General features: G+C 54.8%; 14 protein-coding genes and 1 pseudogene. 2 read left to right on the top strand and 13 right to left on the bottom strand.

Annotation, left to right across the window (positions count from 1 at the left end; translation table 11 throughout):
• Together ABC395_RS03495 and ABC395_RS03490 are read left to right on the top strand one after the other, a co-directional pair.
• On the top strand, positions 1 to 3,465 hold the full coding sequence (locus ABC395_RS03495) for a 1,4-alpha-glucan branching protein domain-containing protein (RefSeq protein WP_413006678.1): 3,465 nt from the start codon (positions 1 to 3) through the stop codon (positions 3,463 to 3,465).
• A gap of 73 nt (positions 3,466 to 3,538) precedes the next feature.
• On the top strand, positions 3,539 to 5,503 hold the full coding sequence (locus ABC395_RS03490; RefSeq protein WP_413000732.1) for a glycoside hydrolase family 15 protein: 1,965 nt from the start codon (positions 3,539 to 3,541) through the stop codon (positions 5,501 to 5,503).
• A 74-nt stretch (positions 5,504 to 5,577) separates the two neighbouring features.
• Here the strand turns inward: ABC395_RS03490 and gcvH are convergent, their stop codons facing one another.
• The 13 genes and pseudogenes from gcvH to ABC395_RS03425 all read right to left on the bottom strand — a co-directional run bounded on the left by gcvH (position 5,578) and on the right by ABC395_RS03425 (position 19,606).
• The gene (gcvH, locus tag ABC395_RS03485; RefSeq protein ID WP_413000730.1) at positions 5,578 to 5,964 is read right to left on the bottom strand and encodes a glycine cleavage system protein GcvH; all 387 of its coding nucleotides are present in this window, start codon (positions 5,962 to 5,964) and stop codon (positions 5,578 to 5,580) included.
• 256 nt (positions 5,965 to 6,220) lie between these two features.
• Entirely contained in the window at positions 6,221 to 6,769 is a 549-nt protein-coding gene (locus tag ABC395_RS03480) for a peroxiredoxin (RefSeq protein ID WP_413000728.1), read from the bottom strand.
• Between the two features lie 304 nt (positions 6,770 to 7,073).
• The gene (gene leuB / locus ABC395_RS03475) at positions 7,074 to 8,153 is read right to left on the bottom strand and encodes a 3-isopropylmalate dehydrogenase (protein WP_413000726.1); all 1,080 of its coding nucleotides are present in this window, start codon (positions 8,151 to 8,153) and stop codon (positions 7,074 to 7,076) included.
• Between the two features lie 313 nt (positions 8,154 to 8,466).
• The gene (locus ABC395_RS03470) at positions 8,467 to 9,672 is read right to left on the bottom strand and encodes an aminotransferase-like domain-containing protein (RefSeq protein WP_413000724.1); all 1,206 of its coding nucleotides are present in this window, start codon (positions 9,670 to 9,672) and stop codon (positions 8,467 to 8,469) included.
• 67 nt (positions 9,673 to 9,739) lie between these two features.
• Positions 9,740 to 11,287, bottom strand: coding sequence for a 2-isopropylmalate synthase (locus ABC395_RS03465; protein ID WP_413000722.1), 1,548 nt, complete (start codon positions 11,285 to 11,287; stop codon positions 9,740 to 9,742).
• A gap of 49 nt (positions 11,288 to 11,336) precedes the next feature.
• Positions 11,337 to 12,329 carry a ketol-acid reductoisomerase gene (ilvC, locus tag ABC395_RS03460; protein ID WP_413000720.1) on the bottom strand — a complete coding sequence of 331 codons (993 nt, stop codon included), beginning with the start codon at positions 12,327 to 12,329 and terminating at the stop codon, positions 11,337 to 11,339.
• Positions 12,330 to 12,551: 222 nt separating this feature from the next.
• The gene (ilvN, locus tag ABC395_RS03455; protein ID WP_009672217.1) at positions 12,552 to 13,040 is read right to left on the bottom strand and encodes an acetolactate synthase small subunit; all 489 of its coding nucleotides are present in this window, start codon (positions 13,038 to 13,040) and stop codon (positions 12,552 to 12,554) included.
• 1 nt (position 13,041) lies between these two features.
• On the bottom strand, positions 13,042 to 14,784 hold the full coding sequence (ilvB, locus tag ABC395_RS03450) for a biosynthetic-type acetolactate synthase large subunit (protein WP_413000717.1): 1,743 nt from the start codon (positions 14,782 to 14,784) through the stop codon (positions 13,042 to 13,044).
• A 566-nt stretch (positions 14,785 to 15,350) separates the two neighbouring features.
• Complete coding sequence (gene rplT / locus ABC395_RS03445; RefSeq protein ID WP_103994365.1) at positions 15,351 to 15,710, bottom strand: 50S ribosomal protein L20; 360 nt, start codon at positions 15,708 to 15,710, stop codon at positions 15,351 to 15,353.
• Between the two features lie 44 nt (positions 15,711 to 15,754).
• The gene (gene rpmI, locus ABC395_RS03440) at positions 15,755 to 15,955 is read right to left on the bottom strand and encodes a 50S ribosomal protein L35 (protein WP_009672104.1); all 201 of its coding nucleotides are present in this window, start codon (positions 15,953 to 15,955) and stop codon (positions 15,755 to 15,757) included.
• A 60-nt stretch (positions 15,956 to 16,015) separates the two neighbouring features.
• Positions 16,016 to 16,516 (bottom strand): translation initiation factor IF-3, encoded by a 501-nt coding sequence (gene infC / locus ABC395_RS03435; protein WP_103994364.1) that lies wholly within the window; start codon positions 16,514 to 16,516, stop codon positions 16,016 to 16,018.
• A gap of 274 nt (positions 16,517 to 16,790) precedes the next feature.
• On the bottom strand, positions 16,791 to 18,020 hold the full coding sequence (locus ABC395_RS03430) for a glycosyltransferase family 2 protein (RefSeq protein WP_413000715.1): 1,230 nt from the start codon (positions 18,018 to 18,020) through the stop codon (positions 16,791 to 16,793).
• 412 nt (positions 18,021 to 18,432) lie between these two features.
• Positions 18,433 to 19,606, bottom strand: a pseudogene (locus ABC395_RS03425) (glycosyltransferase family 4 protein).
• Positions 19,607 to 19,788: the final 182 nt, after the last annotated feature.

Raw genomic sequence — 19,788 nt, 5'->3', positions numbered from 1 at the left:
ATGTCCCAGCCCGTTTCCGCTCTGCTCGTTCTTCACGCGCATCTGCCTTACGTGTACCAGCCCGACGGCGGCCTCACTCTGGAAGAATATTGGTTCCATGAAGCGATGTGCGACGTCTATCTTCCTTTCGTGGAATGCATGGACCGTCTGCTGACCGATAACATTCAGTCCCCCGTGACCTTGTCCGTAAGCCCCGTGCTTCTGTCTATGTGGGAGAATCCCGATCTGTTGGAACGTACACGGGAAATATTGAAACGGCGCGTCGAGCTGGGATCCAAAGAAACAGAACGGCTTGCAGACAAGCCCGGACCGGCCTCCCTTGCTTCCCGTTATGCCGGAAGGTATGCGGATATGCTTGCTCTATTCGACGAGATGGACGGCCAAATGATCCCCCGGTTGCGTCTTTACGCCGAGCGGAGCCTGATCCAGCTTATTCCCTCCGCCGCCGCTCACCCTTTCCTCCCTTTGTTCAAAACGGAGGAAGCCGCGTACGCGCAGCTTTATACCGCCGTGACAGAGTTCCGGCGGCATTTCGGCTTCGCCCCGTCCGGGATCTGGCTGCCCGAATGCGGCTATGCGTCCTGGCTGGAGCCTATTTTGGGAAAGCTGGGGCTGCGCTTTACGATCCTGGAGGCCTCCCCGGACGACAATGCGGCAGGCACGGTACGCGGGCCTGCCGCTCCATACGTCACACCGGGCGGCCTGCATGTTTTCACCCGGGATGCCGCAGCCTCGGCTCTTGTGTGGAGCCGGGAAAGCGGTTATCCCGGCCATCCCGATTATCGCGAATATTACCGCGATATCGGGTACGAGCTCGGCCGGGGCACTCCGGCCGAGCAGGCTTACATCCGGCCGTACGTGCTGCCGGACGGTACTCCCGCCGCGACAGGCTACAAGTACTGTCGCGTAACGGGCTTTGCCGGTGGCGAAATCGGAGCCGGAGGCAAAGCCCGTTACGACGCCGACCGCGCGTCGGAGCTGGCCGCCGTGCATGCGAGGCATTTTCTCGCATCACTCGGCGCAGCGGCGCATCCGGACAGCGAAGCGGCAGCGGGCGGAGCGGCCCTTGCGGCCGCTGACTCCGCAGCCGATCCGGACGCTGCAGCGACGACCGCTCCGGCGGCTGCCGGGGCCTGCTCCTCCGCCGCTGCCGCCGATCGTCAGCCTGTGGAGGCTCTCACGGCTGCGGACACTGCGGCGGACGCAGCACGGCAAACGCACGCAGCACCGGAAGCCGAGCCTCTCCGCTTCTCCGGCAGCTATGCTGAAGAGAGCGGGTCCCGCCCGCAAGGCGTTCCCGCTTCGGAGGCGCGCCTGCTGCCGCCCCGGCCGTTTTCCGTCTGCGCCTTCGACCTGGAGCTGTTCGGACACTGGTGGCACGAAGGCCCTCTCTGGCTGGAAACCCTGCTGCGGGAAGGTGACCGTGAGCAGCGGCAGCGGAATTCCGCCCATGGTTCGCGCAGCGGCTCTTTACTCCGCCATTCGGAGCGGCAGCCTGTTTTTCTTACGCCCTCACTATATAAGGAGCGTTACGCTTTCGAAAGCGGCACGGCCCCCGTTCTAACCAGTTGGGGGCGGGGAAGCGACGCCAGGGTCTGGCTGAACCCGGCTACTGACTGGATGTATCCGCTTCTGCATGACGCGGAAGAAGCCATGACACTGGCCGCCGCAAGAGCTGCCCGGATCCCCGATACGGCTCGGAAGCCTTATTCCCGCGAAATCCCCGCTCCCGGTCCGGGCCCGCAAGAAAACGAAAATCCTTCACTCCCTGCTCTCATCGACAGGATATTACGCCAGGCCGCGCGGGAGCTTATGCTCGCACAAAGCAGCGATTGGGCGTTTATGATCGAATCGGGAGAAATGGCGGACTTTGCCGCCGGAAGATTTCGGGAACATCTGAATAACTTCTATCAATTAATACCGATAATGGATGATATAGATGCGAGACAGCCCCCGGCTTTTACAACCGGAGAGCTAGAATTGCTTCATAGAATGGAAAAATATGCTCCGCTCTTTCCCGGTGCGGATTGGAGAGCCTACCTTCCCGGGCAGATTGCCGAAGCTCCGCCGGGCACGTCGCCTGACGAAGTTTCGTCTCCAGTCCTCTCCGTTCCAACGGCTGAAGGCCCGGCGGCCTCCTCTAAAGCTGTAAGCGAGAAGCCGCGCACCGGAAATCCGCAGACGAAGCCGCCTGCCATGAACAGTTCTGCCGTCAATTCGGACAACGAAATAAAACCCGCCCTTCACGTTCTCGTGCTGGCCTGGGAATTTCCGCCGCATCTTATTGGAGGACTTGGGCGTTCCGTGGGAGACCTGACGGCACAATTAACCCGTGACGGGCATAAAGTGCATGTGATCACATGCCGACGAAATAATGAAGCCCCGGACAGTCTTTGGAACGGCGTGCACGTTCATCGCGTGGAAGTGCCGCCAAGCTCCCAATCCCCGGCGTTTCTCGACTGGGTGTTCGGGCTAAATATCGCTATGATTTTGCGGGTGGAACGTCTGATGGAGGAACACCGGGAGCTTCGGTTTGATATCCTTCACGCGCACGACTGGCTGGTTTATTACGCCGCCCGCGACTGCAAACAGACTCTCGGCCTGCCGCTTGTCGCTACCCTGCACGCAACCGAATACGGCCGCAAGCTGGGCCGCCTGGACGATCCCGTCTCCCGTAATATTCACGCTGTGGAAACCAGTCTCGTGGAGCTCGCGGATAAACTGATCGTATGCAGCGATTCCATGGCGGAGGAAGTGACGTCGCTTTTCAATCGCACAAAAAACGGCCTGACGGTCATTCCGAACGGACTTCCTATTCCACCCGGGGCGGATACCAGCCGGAAGCCGCTTGGGATTCCCGCGTTTGCCGCTAATTCCGGAGATTCGCAAGGATCGCCGTATGCAAAACGCCGGATTTTATACCTCGGGCGCCTCGTGCCCGAGAAGAACGTTCCGCTGCTTCTGGCAGCGCTCCCTTATATCCTGCATCGGTTCCCCGGGACGGAGCTGGTTATCGCCGGAACGGGACCCGAGGCGGCTCCCCTCAGCAGGCTGGCCTCTCCCTTCGGGGACCGCGTACGGTTTACCGGCTACGCCGACGAAGCCGCCAAAGCCCCGCTTTTAGCGGAAGCCGACGTCTGCGCCGTTCCAAGCCTATACGAGCCCTTCGGGATCGTGGCACTTGAAGCGATGCGAGCGGGCGTCCCTCTCGTCGTCGCGGATACTGGCGGGCTCGCCGGACTTGTCGAAGACGGCATTGACGGCTTCCGTCTTCCTCCGGCGGATCCCCGGGCCTGGGCCCGGAAGATTTGCCTTCTGCTGGACGATCCGGAGCTTGCGGCTCTTTTTACAAAACGCGCCTCTGCTAAATTACGCACATGTTTTAATATGAAGGAAATCGGAGCCGCCACAACGAACGTTTACCAAAGCGCCATAAATTGCCAAAGATCGACAAAAACTTGTTGACCTCTTCTTCTGAAAACGGTAACCTTATGGCGAATAACCTGGCTTTACCAGTAACCAGTAAGGAAGTGATTTTTTGCCCAGACATTTCGTTGTCGGTAACGGGAAGTTTCTCATCAATCTGGATGAACACTCTTACATGCGGGATTTGTATTATCCTTATGTAGGGCAGCTGAATCATATCGGCGGGTATCATTGTCGTGTCGGAATTTGGGTGGACGGTGCTTTTTCGTGGTTGGACGCGCCTGAATGGCAGTTTCAGCGTGCTTATGTGGAAGACTCCTTAGTGACCGACGTGAACGCGACGCATCCCGGCCTCGGGATTTCGCTTCGCATTCAAGACGGCGTGCATCAGCGGGAGGATATTTTTCTGAAGCGGATTCAAATCACCAACCATCACTCGGCGGTGAAGGAAGTTCGGGTATTTTTCAACCAGGATCTCGTTATCAACGAGACGGAAGTCGGCGACACAGCCGCCTACTACCCGGCCAATCACACCGTTTTCCACTATAAAAAAGACAAGTACTTCATGTTCAACGGAAGCACGGGAACGGACGGCATTTTTCAGTATACGACAGGAGTCAAGCGCTTTTACAATGCCGAAGGGACATGGCGCGACGCCGAGGACGGCCACCTGATGGGCAATCCTATCTCGCAGGGCTCGGTCGACAGCACCATTTCGTTCCGGATGTATGTGCCGCCTTCTGGCGATCATACCCTGTACTACTGGCTGAGCGCGGGCCATACGCTTGAAGACGTGAAAAAGCTCGACAAGTATGTCAAGGAAAGCCATCCCGGCAAACTTCTTGACCGCGTCCAAATTTACTGGCAGCGCTGGGTCAACAAGACAGAGCGGTCATTCGGTGATCTGAACGGCGAAGTGATCTCCCTGTTCAAGCAAAGCCTGCTCATCGTACGCACCCAGACCGACGTAAACGGCGCGATTATCGCCGCCAACGATTCGGACATCATGCAGAGCAACCGCGACCATTACAGCTACATGTGGCCGCGTGACGGGGCTCTGGTTGCTTACTCCATGTCCATGGCAGGCCATCAGGCGATGATGGAGCCGTTCTACCGTTTCTGCGCCAACGTCATTTCTCCCGAAGGGTATTTGCATCACAAATACAACCCGGACGGAACCGTCGGATCGAGCTGGCACCCGTATGTGCATAACGGCGGCGAGCAACTGCCGATCCAGGAAGACGAGACGGCGCTCGTGCTGTTCGCTCTCTGGCAAGACTATAAGAAACACGGCAATCTGGAGCTGGTACAGTCCCTCTACCGCGATCTCATCCGTAAAGCCGCACGTTTCATGTCTACCTACATCGACCAGGAGCTGAGCCTGCCGAAGCCGAGCTACGATCTGTGGGAGGAACGGTACGGCATCTACACGTTCACCGCTTCCGCGGTATACGGGGGACTGATCGCCGCGGCCAATTTCTGCAACCTGTTCGGGGATGAGGAACGCAGCAGCCGCTACCGCCATACGGCCGAGAAAATCAAAAACGGCATTCTCACTCATCTCTGGGACGAGAAAGAAGGCCGTTTCGCCCGGGGCTTGCATCAGAAGGACGGAACCTGGGTCCGTGATATGACACTGGAAAGCTCGGTGTACGGTATATTCGAGTTCGGCGTTCTGCCGGCGGATGACGACCGCGTGGTACGCACGATGCAGGCCAACAAAAACGGCCTGTCCATCAAGACCCCTGTCGGCGGCGTAGCCCGCTATCATCACGATTATTATTTCCAGCGATCGCAGGATGTGAATCAGGTGCCGGGCAATCCCTGGATCATATGCACGCTGTGGATCGCCGAATGGGAAATCGAATGCGCCAAGACGCTTGCGGACCTGGAAACACCGCGGCAGACGCTGGAATGGGTCGTGAACCATCAGATGGAGAGCGGAATACTTCCCGAACAGCTCGATCCGTATAACGGCGACCCGGTATCCGTGGCTCCCCTCACTTGGTCGCACGCCACCTTCGTTCTCGCCATCGTCAAATATTTGAGCAAATACGAGCAGCTTGCGGGAAAATAGCCCCGCTTGCTCCTCATAAAAAAACCGCAAGCCGTCGTAATTGACCGGCCTGCGGTTTTTTCCGTCTTCTGAGGCTACAGCCGCTCTTCAAACACATCGGCATATTTCTCCGCGCTCCACAGCGCCTCCAGTTCTTCCGGCTTGTTCATCTCAATCTGAATGAGCCAGCCCGAACCGTAGGGAAAACGGTTAATATAGTGGGGATTTTTACCGAGCACCCGGTTAATGGACACAACAGTCCCGGACAACGGCATAAATACATCCGTCTCCGCCGTAACGGACTCCATCGTACCGAGCAGATCGCCGGCCTGCAGCTCGTCCCCTTCTTCCGGAAGCTCTGCAAACACGACCAGTCCCATTTCCATTTGAACGTAATCCGTCATTCCGATCGTAGCCCGGCTTCCGTCTATCCGGACCCACTCGTGATTGGGGGTATACAGCAATTCCTGCGGAATATCCATCCAGCTCCTCCTTTCTTGCCCGAAAGTTCAAGACTTTCTCACTAGCATACACCAATCCGCGCGGGAATCGTACTGCTTCACGTCAGTCGTACGGCCTCCCCTGCTTTTCCCCCTGTCTGAAAAACGAACTTCCTGGAGGCTTCCTCCGTTCACCTGCTGCATCCGCCGCTCTTCCAAAGTTCTTCTATGTAACAAAAGCTCCCCGCCTGCCGCCGTTAAGCGGAAAGTGGGGAGCTTCTATAATCCGTCCGTTAACTTATTTTACGGACAGGTTTTTGTCGCCAGGCTTCCAGTTCATCGGGCACAGGCCGCCGGACTGAAGAGCTTGCAGGACGCGAAGAGTTTCTTCTACGCTGCGACCTACGTCGTTGTGGTTAACGACTTGGTATTTCAGTTCGCCTTCCGGATCGATGATGAACAGGCCGCGCAGAGCTACGCCTTCTTCTTCGATCAGGACGCCGTAGTCGCGAGCTACGGATTTCGTCAGGTCAGCTGCCAGCGGGAAGTTCAACTTGCCCAGGCCGTTGTCCTCACGAGCGGTATTGATCCATGCACGGTGAGAGTGCTTGCTGTCCACGGAAACACCGAGGATTTCGGTTTTCAGATCCTTGAAAGTGGAAGCAACTTCACTAAGTGCCGTAATTTCAGTCGGGCATACGAAAGTGAAATCCAGAGGATAGAAGAAAAGTACCAACCATTTGCCTTTGTAATCGGAAAGAGAAGCCGTACCGAAATCAGTGCCGTCTCCAAGTGCGGTTTCCATCGTGAAATCAGGAGCCGGTCTTCCTACCAAACGTTCTGCCATGTCAAAAATTCCTCCTTTAATCTATTCCTTATCGAATAATAAAATGGTATCATCCGCCCAAAAGAAAGTCAAGATTATAGACTCTATTAAATAATAATTATTATAAATCTATGACCAAAGTGCGAACATTCGCTTCCGTTCCAGTCTTCTTTTTTTGCATCCTCATCCGCTCATTCCATACTTTTGGAACGAATCTCTACCTATTATAATAGTGTGCATTTTGATTGCTTCGGACCTCATTTTTTCTTACAAAAGAAAACACGCAGAATGTATTGCTCTTCTGCGTGTCGGTGTGAGGCATTCATTATTTACGGATGGCCGCGACGATCAGGTCGCCCATTTCTTTGGTGCCGATCGCTTTCGACTTATCGACTGCGATATCGCCCGTGCGGTGGCCCGCATCAAGCACTTCTTTCACGGCGCGCTCGATCGCATCCGCCGCTTCATGGTAATTAAACGTCAGGCGGAACATCAGCGCCACCGAAAGGATCGTCGCGATCGGGTTGGAGATCCCTTGACCGGCGATGTCCGGTGCGGAGCCGTGTACCGGCTCGTACAGGCCGAAGCTGCCTTCGCCCAGCGAAGCGGACGACAGCATGCCGATCGATCCGGTCAGCATCGCCGCTTCGTCGCTCAGAATGTCTCCGAACATGTTCTCGGTGACGATGACGTCGAAGCTGGAAGGACGGCGCAGAAGCTGCATCGCGCAGTTGTCGACGAGCACGTGCTCAAGCTCGACATCCGGGTAATCCGCGGAAATGCGGATTACCGTCTCTCTCCACAAGCGGGAAGTCTCCAGCACATTCGCCTTGTCGACCGAAGCCAGCTTCTTGCTGCGCGTGCGGGCGATTTCGAACGCCTGGCGGGCGATGCGTTCCACTTCGCTTACGTTGTAAGCACAGGTGTCTACCGCTTCTTGTCCGTTCTCTGTCTCGCGGCGGAATTTCTCGCCGAAGTAAATGCCTCCCGTCAGCTCGCGGACCACGATCAGATCCGTACCGTCAAGCACTTCCGGCTTGAGCGTGGACGCGTCTTTCAGGCAGTCGAACACGACAGCCGGGCGGATGTTCGAGAACAAGCCGAGCGCTTTGCGGATACCGAGGAGCCCTGTTTCCGGACGAAGCTCCTTCGGATTGTTGTCCCACTTCGGACCGCCTACGGCTCCGAGCAGTACCGCGTCGGCGCGCTGACACAGTTCCAGCGTTTCCTGCGGCAGCGGCGTGCCTTTCTCGTCGATGGCGATTCCGCCGAACAAGCCGTGCTCCGTTTCAAAACGGTGACCGAAAAGCTCCTCCGTTTTCTTGAGAACTTTCTCCGCTTCCGCAACGACTTCCGGGCCGATTCCATCCCCCGCGATGACGGCGATTTTTTTCACGTCTGACATGTTCGTTCACTCCTTTGGATTGTCCGTAGCTGACAGGGCCGTGCTAATCCGATCCCTACTGCATCTCTACTTTCAGTTTTAACACATTTGGTAACGGATGACTAAGATATAAAAGCTATCAGTTTCATAGGAAAAACCTATAAACGAAATCAGAGCATGCCTTTCTCCCTTACCTGACTCGAAATGCCTACGTCTCTTTCACCTTACCTACCGGCCGGCTTTAACCTTAACGAAAAAAAGACCCCGCACCGGGCATATCTGATTCTCACATTCAGACATAACCCGGCAGGATCTTTTATAACTCTTCAAAAAATTATGCTTTCGGAGCCGCCGCCAGCAAAGGCTGCAGAACGGCGTCGAGGCGCTCCAGGCCCAGCCTGATTTCCGCTTCACCCGCGTGCGTGTAATTCAGGCGCATCGTGTTGCGCTGCGGCTCGCCCGCGAAGAACGAAACGCCGGGCACAAACGCGACTCCCTGCAGGACGGCCGCGGCCAGCAGCGCCTCCGTGTCGATGTGCGCCGGAAACTCCAGCCACAGGAACATGCCGCCCTGCGGATCGTTCCAGTGAACGCCCGGCCAGTTCTTCTCCTGAAGCACCTGAACCATGGTGCGCATCCGCTTTTCGTATTCGACGGAGATCAGCTTGATATGGGCATCCATGTCGAACTGCTCCATAAGCTGGTACAGCGTCATCTGGTCGAGAGTACTGGAGTGCAGATCCGCCGCCTGCTTGGCCTGGGCCATGTTGCGGATAACGGAACGGTCGCCCATGACCCAGCCGGTGCGAAGTGCGGGTGCCACGATTTTGGAGAACGTGCTCGTGTACACGACACAGCTTCCTTCGGGATGCTCATCGAGCGAGAAAATGGACGGCATGATTTCGGTCGTGCCGAATTTCAGCTCGCCGTAAGGATCATCTTCAAGGATGAGCACATCGTTCTGTCGGCAGGCCGCCAGAAGGCCCTTGCGGCGCTCCAGACTCCACACGCGGCCCGCCGGGTTGGAGAAGCTCGGATTCACATACACCATTTTCGGGCGGTGCTGCTTGATTTGGAGCTGAAGGTCCTCCAGATCCATTCCGTGACGGTCGCTCCGAACCGACACGATTTTGGCGCCGCGGGCCTGAAATACTTGAATGGCCGCGAGATAAGTCGGCCGCTCCACGAGAATAACGTCGCCCTCGTCAATGTAGACGCGGGTAAGCAGATCAATCGACTGCTGGGAGCCTGTCGTCAGCAGCATGTCGTCCGGCGTAACCTTCATGCCCTTCGTTGCCATGCGGTTGCAGATGCTCTGACGCAGCGGAGTGTAGCCTTCCGTCAGTCCGTACTGCAAGGCTGACTTGCCGCCCTCCATGACTCTTCCGATCGCTTCTTTGACGGCTTCTACCGGAAAAAATTCCTCAGCCGGAAGGCCCCCTGCAAAAGAAATGATGGATTTGCCCTGCGTAAGCTTGAGAATTTCGCGTACAGCGGAGGAGGAAAAGGCCTCCAAAGTTTTTGAGAACCGATAGTTCATGGTGCCGCCCCTTTCGTGTTAACAAAACACCTCACTTCCGCGCCTGGCGGGAGTGAGGTGCTGCGTATTAAATCAACGTGACATTGCTGCGCTTGGCAGTCGGTGTTTTGCGCTTTTCGATCAAACGGTTCAAGGCATCGATATAGGCTTTGGCACTTGCCTCCAGAATATCCGTGGAAATTCCGCGGCCCTGTACGGAGACGCCTTTTTGACCCATAATGACATGAACTTCACCGAGAGCGTCTTTACCGTAGGAAACCGATTTGATCGTGTAATCCTCCAGCTCCACTTCCTCACCGGTCGTTTTATCGATTGCGTTGTAGATGGCATCTACGGAACCGTTGCCGTCCGCCGATTCTTCCAGCACTTGGCCGTCTTCGGCATGGATACGCACCGTAGCGTTCGGAACAGCCTGGTTGCTGTAGGAAACCTGCAGGGCATCCAGCACATAAACTTCCGGCGTGCTGACAAGCTTCTCTTCAAGAAGCGCACGGATGTCGTCATCCAGCACGTTCTTCTTCTTGTCGGCCAGATCCTTGAATTTAGCGAACGCCGCATTTACTTGTTCGTCATTGAGATCGTACCCCATGTCCACAAGCTTCTCGCGGAACGCGTGGCGGCCGGAATGCTTGCCGAGTACGAGCTTGCTCTCTTTGAGACCGATCGTCTCCGGAGACATGATCTCGTACGTCGTCTTCTCCTTCAGCATACCGTCCTGGTGGATACCCGATTCATGTGCGAAGGCATTGGCGCCGACGATCGCTTTGTTGCCCGGCACATCCATTCCCGTCAGCTTGCTGACCAGGCGGCTTGTGCGGTAAATTTCGGAAAGCACGAGGGATGTCTTCGCCTGGAAAAACTCCTGGCGGGTTTCCAGCGCCATGGCGACTTCCTCGATCGACGTATTGCCGGCACGCTCGCCGATTCCGTTGATGGTGCCTTCGATTTGATCGGCACCGTTCAGAATCGCAGCCAGCGCATTGGCCGTGGCCATGCCGAGGTCATCGTGGCAGTGGGCGCTGAGCTGGATTTTCTCGATGCCCGGCACGTTTTCTTTCAGCGTTTTGAAAATGTTCCCGAACTCGCTCGGATTCAAGAATCCGACCGTATCCGGAATATTCACCACGGTAGCGCCTGCGCGGATCGCCATCTCGGTTACTTCGCAGAGGAAGTCGAGTTCGGTCCGTCCGGCATCTTCCGGCGAAAATTCGATTTTGTCGAAATATTTCTTCGCATAACGGATAGCGGCTTCGGCCGTCTCCAGCACTTGCTGCTTCTCCATCCGCAGTTTATGCTTGCGGTGAATCGGCGAAGTGGCCAGGAACAGATGCAGGCAAGGATCCTGAGCATGCCTCAGCGCTTCCCGCGCCGCATCGATATCCTGTTCCCGCGAGCGGGAAAGTCCGATAATCGTCGCGTTTCTCACCGCACGGGCTACGGAAGCGACGCCTTCCAGATCCCCCGGAGAAGCGGCCGGAAACCCGGCCTCAATCCGGTCAACGCCCAGCTTCTCAAGCTGAAGCGCAATTTCGACCTTCTCCTGCATGTTGAGATTGACCCCCGGTGACTGTTCTCCGTCACGGAGCGTCGTATCAAACACATAGATTTTTCTCACTTGCGTTCACCTCCTGAAGCTTGAGTTTGGATTGTTTATTCGGATTTGCTTACTTCTTAATCCAGTGCATCAGTTCACGCAGTTGGGAACCGACTTGCTCCAGCGGGTGCTCGGCTTCGTTTCTGCGTGTCGCGTTCATGAACGCGTTGTTGGATTGGTTCTCCAGGATGAAGTCGCGTGCGAATTTACCTTGTTGGATATCCGTCAGCACGTCTTTCATCGCTTTTTTCGTTTCAGCCGTGATGATGCGAGGGCCCGTTACATAGTCGCCGTACTCCGCCGTGTTGGAGATGGAGCTGCGCATGGAACTCAGACCGCCTTCGTACATCATGTCAACGATCAGCTTCAGTTCGTGCAGACACTCGAAGTAAGCCATTTCAGGCGCATAGCCTGCTTCTACCAATGTTTCAAAACCGGCTTTAACGAGCTCGCTTGCACCGCCGCAAAGAACGGCTTGCTCACCGAACAGATCCGTTTCGGTTTCTTCTTTAAAAGTTGTTTCGATAACTCCCGCGCGCGTACAGCCGATCCCTTTCGCATAAGCGAGACCGATTTGCTTAGCGTTGCCGGTTGCATCCTGCTCGATCGCGATCAGGCCGGGAACGCCGAAACCTTCCACATACGTACGGCGGACCATGTGGCCCGGGGATTTTGGCGCTACGAGGAATACGTCTGCGTCGGCAGGCGCTTTAATTTGTCCGAAGTGAATGTTGAAGCCGTGGGAGAACATGAGCGCTACGCCTTTTTTCATGTTCGGCTCGATCGCTTCTTTGTAAACGCGTGCTTGCGTTTCGTCCGGCATAAGGATTTGGATCACGTCCGCGCGTGCCGCAGCTTCTTCAACCGTGAACACTTCAAATCCGTCGTTTTGTGCGGTGTTCCAGGATTTACCCGGACGAAGACCGATGATTACATTCAGTCCGCTGTCGCGAAGGTTTTGCGCTTGAGCGTGACCTTGGGAACCGTAACCTACGATTGCGATTGTTTTACCTTGAAGGGATGCGAAGTCTGCGTCTTTTTCATAGTACATAGTAGCTGCCATTGGATAATATCCTCCTTAAAATGAATAACCGTGTATGATTTCCCCATTGAATGGGCCTTTCAGCTTTCAACCGTCAATGAATTACTGGTTTGCAGCAGCAAAGAGTTAAGGGCTGAAAGTCCCATTCAAGGGGACTTAGCCGAACGAATCGGCCTTTCTGATTTCCGTAAAGAACGAAGAATGAAGGGATAAGGTTAAAAAGTCCGGCGGTATGCGGCCGCTCTACTTGATAGCGCCGCGGATCATCGCCGTAACGCCTGTTCTGGAAAGCTCGCGGATTCCGTAAGGACGGAGCAGTTCAATCATCGCGTCGATTTTCTCGGAATCACCGATTGTCTGGACGATCAGGGAGCTTGGACCGATATCGACTACAGCGGCCCGGAACGTGTCTACGATGCCGAGAATCTCAGGGCGCTGGGCGGGCTCCGAATTGACCTTGATCAATGCTAGCTCCCGGGCGACCATCGGATTTTTACTGAGATCGATCACTTTGATCACATCGATCAATTTGTACAGCTGCTTCGAAATCTGCTCCAGCGTGTTGTCGTCGCCTTCGGTGACGATCACCATCCGGGAGAGTCCGGCTTCTTCGGACTCTCCCACGGTGATGCTTTCGATGTTGTATCCTCTGCGGCCGAACAAGCCGGATACCCGCTGGAGGACGCCGGGCTGATTGTTAACCAGAATGGAAATGGTATGCTTCGTGATCATATTAGTCGTCCTCCCCCATCAACATCTCGCTGATCGTGCTGCCTTGCGTTACCATCGGGAACACATTCTCGTGCTTGGCAACCACGAAATCGATTAGTACCGGTCCCGGCGTATCCAAAGCTTCCTGCCAGGCCCGCTGAGCTTCCTCTTTGTTCGTGGCCCGCAGACCCTTAACGCCGTAAGCTTCCGCCAGCTTGACAAAGTCCGGGCTTCCCGCCAGGTCGATGTGACTGTAACGGTTGTCGTAAATAATCTCCTGCCACTGCCGGACCATCCCGAGCACCTGGTTGTTGATGACAACGATTTTGACCGGAATGTTGTTGATGGCGCAGATGGCAAGTTCCTGGGAACACATCTGCATGCCGCCGTCCCCGTTGATCGAAACGACCAGCTTATCCGGGTTGCCCATCTGCGCCCCGATGGCGGAAGGGAAACCGAAGCCCATCGTGCCCAGGCCGCCCGAGGAAATCCAGGAGCGCGGATGCTGGAATTTATAATACTGGGCTACCCACATTTGGTGCTGGCCCACATCCGTCGTCACGATCGCTTCGCCTTTGGTCGTTTCGTTGATCATCTCGATCACGTACTGCGGCTTCAACACCGTGTCGGAGTCTTTATACTTCAGCGGGAAGTTCCGCTTGTTCTCCTGAAGCCGTGCGATCCAGTTTTCCGATTTGGCCGGCTTCGCTTTCGTGTTGGCGTACTCCAGTACGGAGCGGATATCGCCGACAACCGGAATGTCCGTCTTCACGTTCTTGCCTATCTCGGCGGGATCGATGTCGATGTGGGCGATTTTTTTCGCTTTCGGCGCGAAGCCGTCCAGCTTCATCGTCACCCGGTCGTCGAAACGGGAGCCGATCGAGATCAGCAGATCCGCATTCTGGATCGCCTGGTTCGCCGTGTACGTGCCGTGCATGCCCGGCATCCCCACCCACAGTTCGTGAGCGCTCGGGAATCCGCCAAGGCCGAGAAGCGTCGTCGTGACCGGAATCCGCGTCTTGTTGATAAACTCCAGCAGTTCGTTGGAAGCGTTGGAGTAAACGACTCCGCCGCCGGCGATGATAAGCGGCTGCTCCGCTTCTTCGATCGCCTTGATCAGCTTCTCTACCTGCAGCTTGTTCGGATGAACCGTCGGGTTATACCCGCGGATGTTAACTTCGCTAACCGGGTGGAACATGGCCGTCTGTGCCGATACGTCCTTCGGAATATCGATCAGTACCGGGCCTTTGCGTCCCGTATTTGCAATGAAGAAGGCCTCGTGAATGATCCGCGGCAGGTCGTTCACATCGCGTACTAGGTAGCTGTGCTTCGTAATCGGCATCGTGATTCCCGTGATATCCGCTTCCTGGAAAGCATCCGTACCAATTGCCGTCGTCGCTACGTTGCCTGTGATCACGACCAGCGGTACGGAGTCCATGAACGCCGTAGCGATTCCGGTTACCAGGTTGGTCGCCCCCGGGCCCGACGTCGCGATGCAAACCCCCACGTTGCCAGTCGATCTCGCATAACCGTCCGCCGCGTGAATCGCGCCTTGCTCGTGCCGCGTCAGCAGGTGGTTAAAATCGGAGAATCCATGCATAGCGTCGTAAATATAAAGTACCGAGCCTCCGGGATAACCGAAGACGCATTCCACACCTTCGAGCACCAGGCTCCGCAGCAAGATTTCCGAACCGTTAATCAGTTCCGGCTTGCGCATCGCTTCCATCAATTCCTCTTTAGACCTTTTGGCTGTCCCCACATTCATGAGAATCCTCCTCTCGTTTCGTTTCCATTTTTTAGTTATTCAATGCATGGCAGCATGCAAAAAACCCCAATCCTCCCGGCGCCGGAAATCCGGCGTCATACGGGACGAAAGGGGTTTGAATTCTTCCGTGGTACCACCCTAGTTTGTCGTGCGCCTCGCGGCACAGGACCTTAACAGGTTACATTATGTCAGACATAATGCACACTTGGCACGGTAACGTGTGCCGATCCGATTCTCCCTAATCACCAAGCGTTAAGGCTTAACCAGCCCGCTTGCTTTTCAGGAAAACAGCTCCGAGGTGAGCTCGTACAAAGGGATTATGGCGATGGTTTCAGCGTTTCCGATCGCTCTCTGAGCATAAGGGCCCTTATAACTTCGTCCTCTTCATAGCCGATTTCTGATGAGTCTTACAATTTAGAATATTGATTTAGAGATAATTATATGCACGCCGCTCTCTATAGTCAACAACTTTTCTTTAAAATAATTGTAAGCCCGGTTTACAAGCTCTGACAAAAAAAGAATCGCCATGCGCGGTTATCACACATGACGATTCGGAAAACGCCGGTTTAGGCGTTCACTTTTTGTTTTGCAGCCGTTGCCAGATCAGCGAAGCCTTTAGCATCGTTGACAGCCAGTTCAGCCAGGATTTTACGGTTAACTTCGATACCGGCCAGTTTCAGACCATGCATCAGTTTGCTGTAGCTAAGGCCGTTTACGCGTGCAGCCGCGTTAATACGCACGATCCACAGTCTGCGGAAATCGCGTTTTTTCGTGCGACGGTCACGGTATGCGTAAAGCAGGGATTTCATTACCTGCTCATTAGCTGTTTTAAAAAGACGGTGTTTGGAACCGAAATAACCTTTTGCGAGTTTCAGAACTTTTTTATGACGACGACGGGATGTAAATCCGCCCTTGACTCTTGCCATAATGATGACCTCCTAAACGATTTTGGGTAATGAAAACGAAGTGATTACTTAATTTGTGCAAGACCTTGCTTCAGGCGTCTAACGTCGCCAGGAGCCATAACCGGGTTTGTAGCGAGTACACGCTTTTGACGGCCGGATTTGCCGCTGAGCAGGTGGTTTCTGTAAGCTTTGTATCTTTTCACTTTACCGGTACCGGTAATTTTAAAACGGCCTTTCAAGCTGCTGTGGGTTTTCATCTTAGGCATCTGGAAGTCCTCCTCAAATAAAATTCATAGGCAGGGCGCGTGCAAGACGCGCCCAGAAATTTAGGTTGTTGCTTTCGGTGTCAAGATCATGATCATGCTGCGGCCTTCAAGCTTAGGAGCGCGCTCCATGCTGGAGATCTCCTCGGTTTCGGTCGCAAGACGCAACAGGACTTTTCTGCCGTTCTCGGCGTGAGCGATCTCACGGCCGCGGAAACGGACGGAAGCCTTCACTTTGTCACCGTCATTCAAAAATTTAACCGCATTGCGCAGCTTCGTTTGGAAATCATGTTCGTCGATCGTAGCGCTCAGGCGAATTTCTTTGATGTCCACGATTTTCTGGTTCTTGCGGGCTTCTTTTTCTTTCTTCTGCATCTCGTAACGGTATTTCCCATAGTCCATGATGCGGCATACCGGCGGTTTGGCCGTTGGCGCTACGTTCACCAGATCCAAGTTGGCGTCAACCGCCATTTGGAGCGCTTCACGAATCGGTTTAATGCCGAGCTGTTCGCTGTCGGGCCCGATCAAACGGACTTCTTTCGCGCGAATCTCATCGTTAACCATGTGATCTTTACTAATATTCTCCACCTCCAACCATTGTTTCCAAGCTTGTTGCAAGGATATAAAAAAGGGATGCAGGCTAACAGCCCACATCCCCACGGTTCGTTTACACAAAAACAAACGTTGACGTTATTTCATCGTAACCAGCCGACGGAATCGGTCAGGTGAGAAGCGGGCGCCTCTTCTTCAAAAATATGCAGTTATGCAATCACTCGTACTACTTTATCATACCGGAGAAGACAAGTCAACCCGATTCTATTGAACTTTCCGGTAAAAGTCAGCTGACCTGCTTGCTCTGCACTTCTTCCAAGCGGATAACACGCGTATGCTTCGTATGGCTCCACTGCTTGTTGTTCTGCGTGAAGAACGCGTATACGGTAATCGGCCACCAGGACAGCATGAAGATCGGATACGCGATAAGGTACTTGTACGTTTTGCCGGACGCCTTCTCGATAAACAGCGAGATCGGCAGCATCACATAAATCGAGATGGCCAGTACGTTGACGATCGGAGCCAATTCGTACAGGTTCATGTCCGTTCCGCCCGGTACGATGGCTTTGATCCAGATCGCCACGCTAAGGATGGAACCGAAGAAATAGTTATATACGTTAGCCGAATAGAAAGCGGCGTCGATTTTGGTCCAGCTGCGCTCCTTGAGTCCCTGCCACAGAAGCGGGAACAGGTAGCGGCGGCAGACGTCGAAGTGTCCCTGCATCCAGCGCAGGCGCTGTTTGACGGACGCTCTGAACGTCAGCGGCTTCTCGTCGTAAACTTTCGCGTAATAGTTCATCGTCGGCTTGATGCCGAGCTTGACGCAGCGCATCGAAAACTCAAGGTCTTCGACGAGGCTCGTCGCGCCCCAGCCGATCTGCTTCAGCAGGTTCGACTCAAAGCACATGCCTGTACCGCCAAGATAGTTGGCGAGGCCCAGATTCGTACGCGGAACCTGCCAGAAGCGGTTCGCGAAATAATACGAAATGGCGTAGGAAGCCGTAACCCAGGAATCGTTCGGGTTTTTGGTGTCCAGATACGCCTGGATGACTTTGGAGCCGCTGCACAGGTCGTCGTTCATGTGACGCAGGTAATCGTGGCCGACGAGGTTGTCGGCGTCGAACATCACGACGGCGTCATACTGGCGCGGACGATTCCAGAGTTCTTTGAGCATCCATTCGATGGCGTATCCTTTGCCGCGCAGATTCGGGTTGTTGCGCTCGCACGCATACAGTCCGTGGCTGCGGACAATATCGGCCGTGCTGTCCGTACAGTTGTCGCAAATGACGAAAACATCGTACAGCTCTTTCGGATAATCCAGCTGCTTTAAGTTCTCAAGCAAGGCCCCTACTACTTCTTCTTCGTTATGCGCCGCTACCAGAACTGCGAATGATTTCTGCGGCGGATGCTGCGTTTTCTTTTTCGGACGCTTCCAGCCAAAGAATGTTAGAAACAACTGATAAGCTCCGAATAACACCAATACAATTTGCAAGACCAGCAAAATTGTATCCAGCATCTTAAACCCCCCTTTTAATGTTCACAACAAAGTCTGTTTTTATATTTATCGCTTTGTATGTAACCCATTTTGTTCCACTTGAAGCCAATGTAATCATTTTTTTGTAGAAGCCAATACAATCGTTCTTGATTGTGACGGGTTTCCATGCTTTTGTCAAAACCCTATTAATGGACTATTTGGTCGGTTCGAACATTTTAGCGCGAAAAGACCCCAGTAAAGTAATCGGCGCTCGTTCTCGTGTGCGATTGCGGCTTCTTCCCCCGGTTTTCTACTCTTTTGTGACTTTGGCCTCTATAAAACCTCAAATTTGCGCACCCGTTTTTGTTTTTATTTTCCGGTGTGCGGGCCGTCTGCTCCATTATAATCGAGCCGCAGGAGCAAAACAACTTGGACGGACTGTCCCGGCGGGGCGCTATTTCACGATGCCTGCCGCCCTGCGGGCTCCCCCGCCTGCATCTCCCGCCGCCTCTCTATAACTTTCGTAGAGTGTTTCGAAAATTGAGTCCCAACTCCTGGTAAGCGCGTGCGACCGGCCCTCGAACGCCAGTTTTCGACGGAGTTCGGGGGCTTCGTATAGTTGTTGCACCGCCGCGGACAAGGCGGACGCGTCGTCGGGCGGACAAAGCAGGCCGGTATACCCATGCCTGACGTTATCGGCCACTCCGCCCGCGTTCACTCCGACGACGGCCGTTCCCGATGCCATTGCTTCAAGCACCACGTTGCCGAACGTTTCCGAAGCGGACGGGAACACGAATACGTCGGCTGCCGCGTAAAGCTCCGCCAGTCTCTTTGCCCTCCACGAAGCCGCAAAAGCGGACGTCCGGGTACGGGGCCAGCCGCTTCTCCAGCTCCGCGCGCATGGGGCCGTCTCCCGCAAGAATCAGCGCGCACTGCGCGCGCAAAGCTTCCGGAAGATTCGCGAAGGCGCGGACCAGCGTATCCAAACCTTTTTCGGGCGCGAGGCGTCCTACATAAAGTAATACGAATTTGCCGGGCAAAAGGTTGTGCTTGTGCAAAACTTTTCGCCTATCCGTATGAGGGCGGAACTGGACCGTATCGATGCCCCGCCCCCATAATTCGATACCTGTCAGCCCTTTTGTATGAAGTAAGTTACCGGTTGAGGGAGAGGGTACATATATCTTTACACAGTTTTGGTGAAACCAAAGCAGATATTTCCAGAGCATCGGCTCCATCCATTGGAGGCGGTAATGCGCCAAATACTGGTCGAAATGCGTGTGGTAGGAGGCGACTAGGGGGATCCGGTGTTTTTTGCCGTAATGGAGACCGGTCAGGCCCAGGTTAAACGGCGTCGCCAGATGGATGAGGGTCGGCCGGAATTCCTTGAGCATCCTGCGGACCAGCAGGGGATTGGGTATCGCCATTCTGCAATCCGGATACAATGAGAACGGAATACTGTAAAATCGTTCCACACTCCGGATGCCCGGGACGCCCCCTTCCCCGGACTCGGGCGCAAACACGCGGCACGCCGCCCCGCGCGATTCCAGGTAACGGACCCAGCGCCCCAGCGTTTTGGCGGCACCGTTCACATCGGGAAGAAACGTATCCGTAAACAACGCGACTCTCATCAGACAGCCCTCCGTTTTCACAGCTCGGATGAATTCCCCCGGAAGCCGCAGGACACTGCGCTCCGGAGGAGTTTCTCATCTCGATTGTATAGGGCGATTGTTAACGAGAAAGCTTTGAAAAATCATAACCCGGTTAATAACTTGTAAATATCCGGCAGCACCTCCGTTGATACTGCGCTAAC

The organism is Paenibacillus canaveralius, from assembly GCF_047238265.1.
Taxonomy (GTDB): domain Bacteria; phylum Bacillota; class Bacilli; order Paenibacillales; family NBRC-103111; genus Paenibacillus_F.
The sequence above is the reverse complement of the archived record's forward strand: the minus strand, read 5'-3'. Positions and strand labels throughout refer to the sequence as shown.

Excerpts from the sequence above, each read along its gene's own strand:
- ABC395_RS03495 (WP_413006678.1), top strand. The coding sequence starts at position 1 with ATGTCCCAGCCCGTTTCCGCTCTGCTCGTTCTTCACGCGCATCTGCCT.
- gcvH (WP_413000730.1), bottom strand. The coding sequence starts at position 5,964 with ATGGATATTCCGCAGGAATTGCTGTATACCCCCAATCACGAGTGGGTC.
- ABC395_RS03480 (WP_413000728.1), bottom strand. The coding sequence starts at position 6,769 with ATGGCAGAACGTTTGGTAGGAAGACCGGCTCCTGATTTCACGATGGAA.
- leuB (WP_413000726.1), bottom strand. The coding sequence starts at position 8,153 with ATGTCAGACGTGAAAAAAATCGCCGTCATCGCGGGGGATGGAATCGGC.
- ABC395_RS03470 (WP_413000724.1), bottom strand. The coding sequence starts at position 9,672 with ATGAACTATCGGTTCTCAAAAACTTTGGAGGCCTTTTCCTCCTCCGCT.
- ilvC (WP_413000720.1), bottom strand. The coding sequence starts at position 12,329 with ATGGCAGCTACTATGTACTATGAAAAAGACGCAGACTTCGCATCCCTT.
- ilvN (WP_009672217.1), bottom strand. The coding sequence starts at position 13,040 with ATGATCACGAAGCATACCATTTCCATTCTGGTTAACAATCAGCCCGGC.
- ilvB (WP_413000717.1), bottom strand. The coding sequence starts at position 14,784 with ATGAATGTGGGGACAGCCAAAAGGTCTAAAGAGGAATTGATGGAAGCG.
- rplT (WP_103994365.1), bottom strand. The coding sequence starts at position 15,710 with ATGGCAAGAGTCAAGGGCGGATTTACATCCCGTCGTCGTCATAAAAAA.
- rpmI (WP_009672104.1), bottom strand. The coding sequence starts at position 15,955 with ATGCCTAAGATGAAAACCCACAGCAGCTTGAAAGGCCGTTTTAAAATT.
- infC (WP_103994364.1), bottom strand. The coding sequence starts at position 16,516 with ATGGTTAACGATGAGATTCGCGCGAAAGAAGTCCGTTTGATCGGGCCC.
- ABC395_RS03430 (WP_413000715.1), bottom strand. The coding sequence starts at position 18,020 with ATGCTGGATACAATTTTGCTGGTCTTGCAAATTGTATTGGTGTTATTC.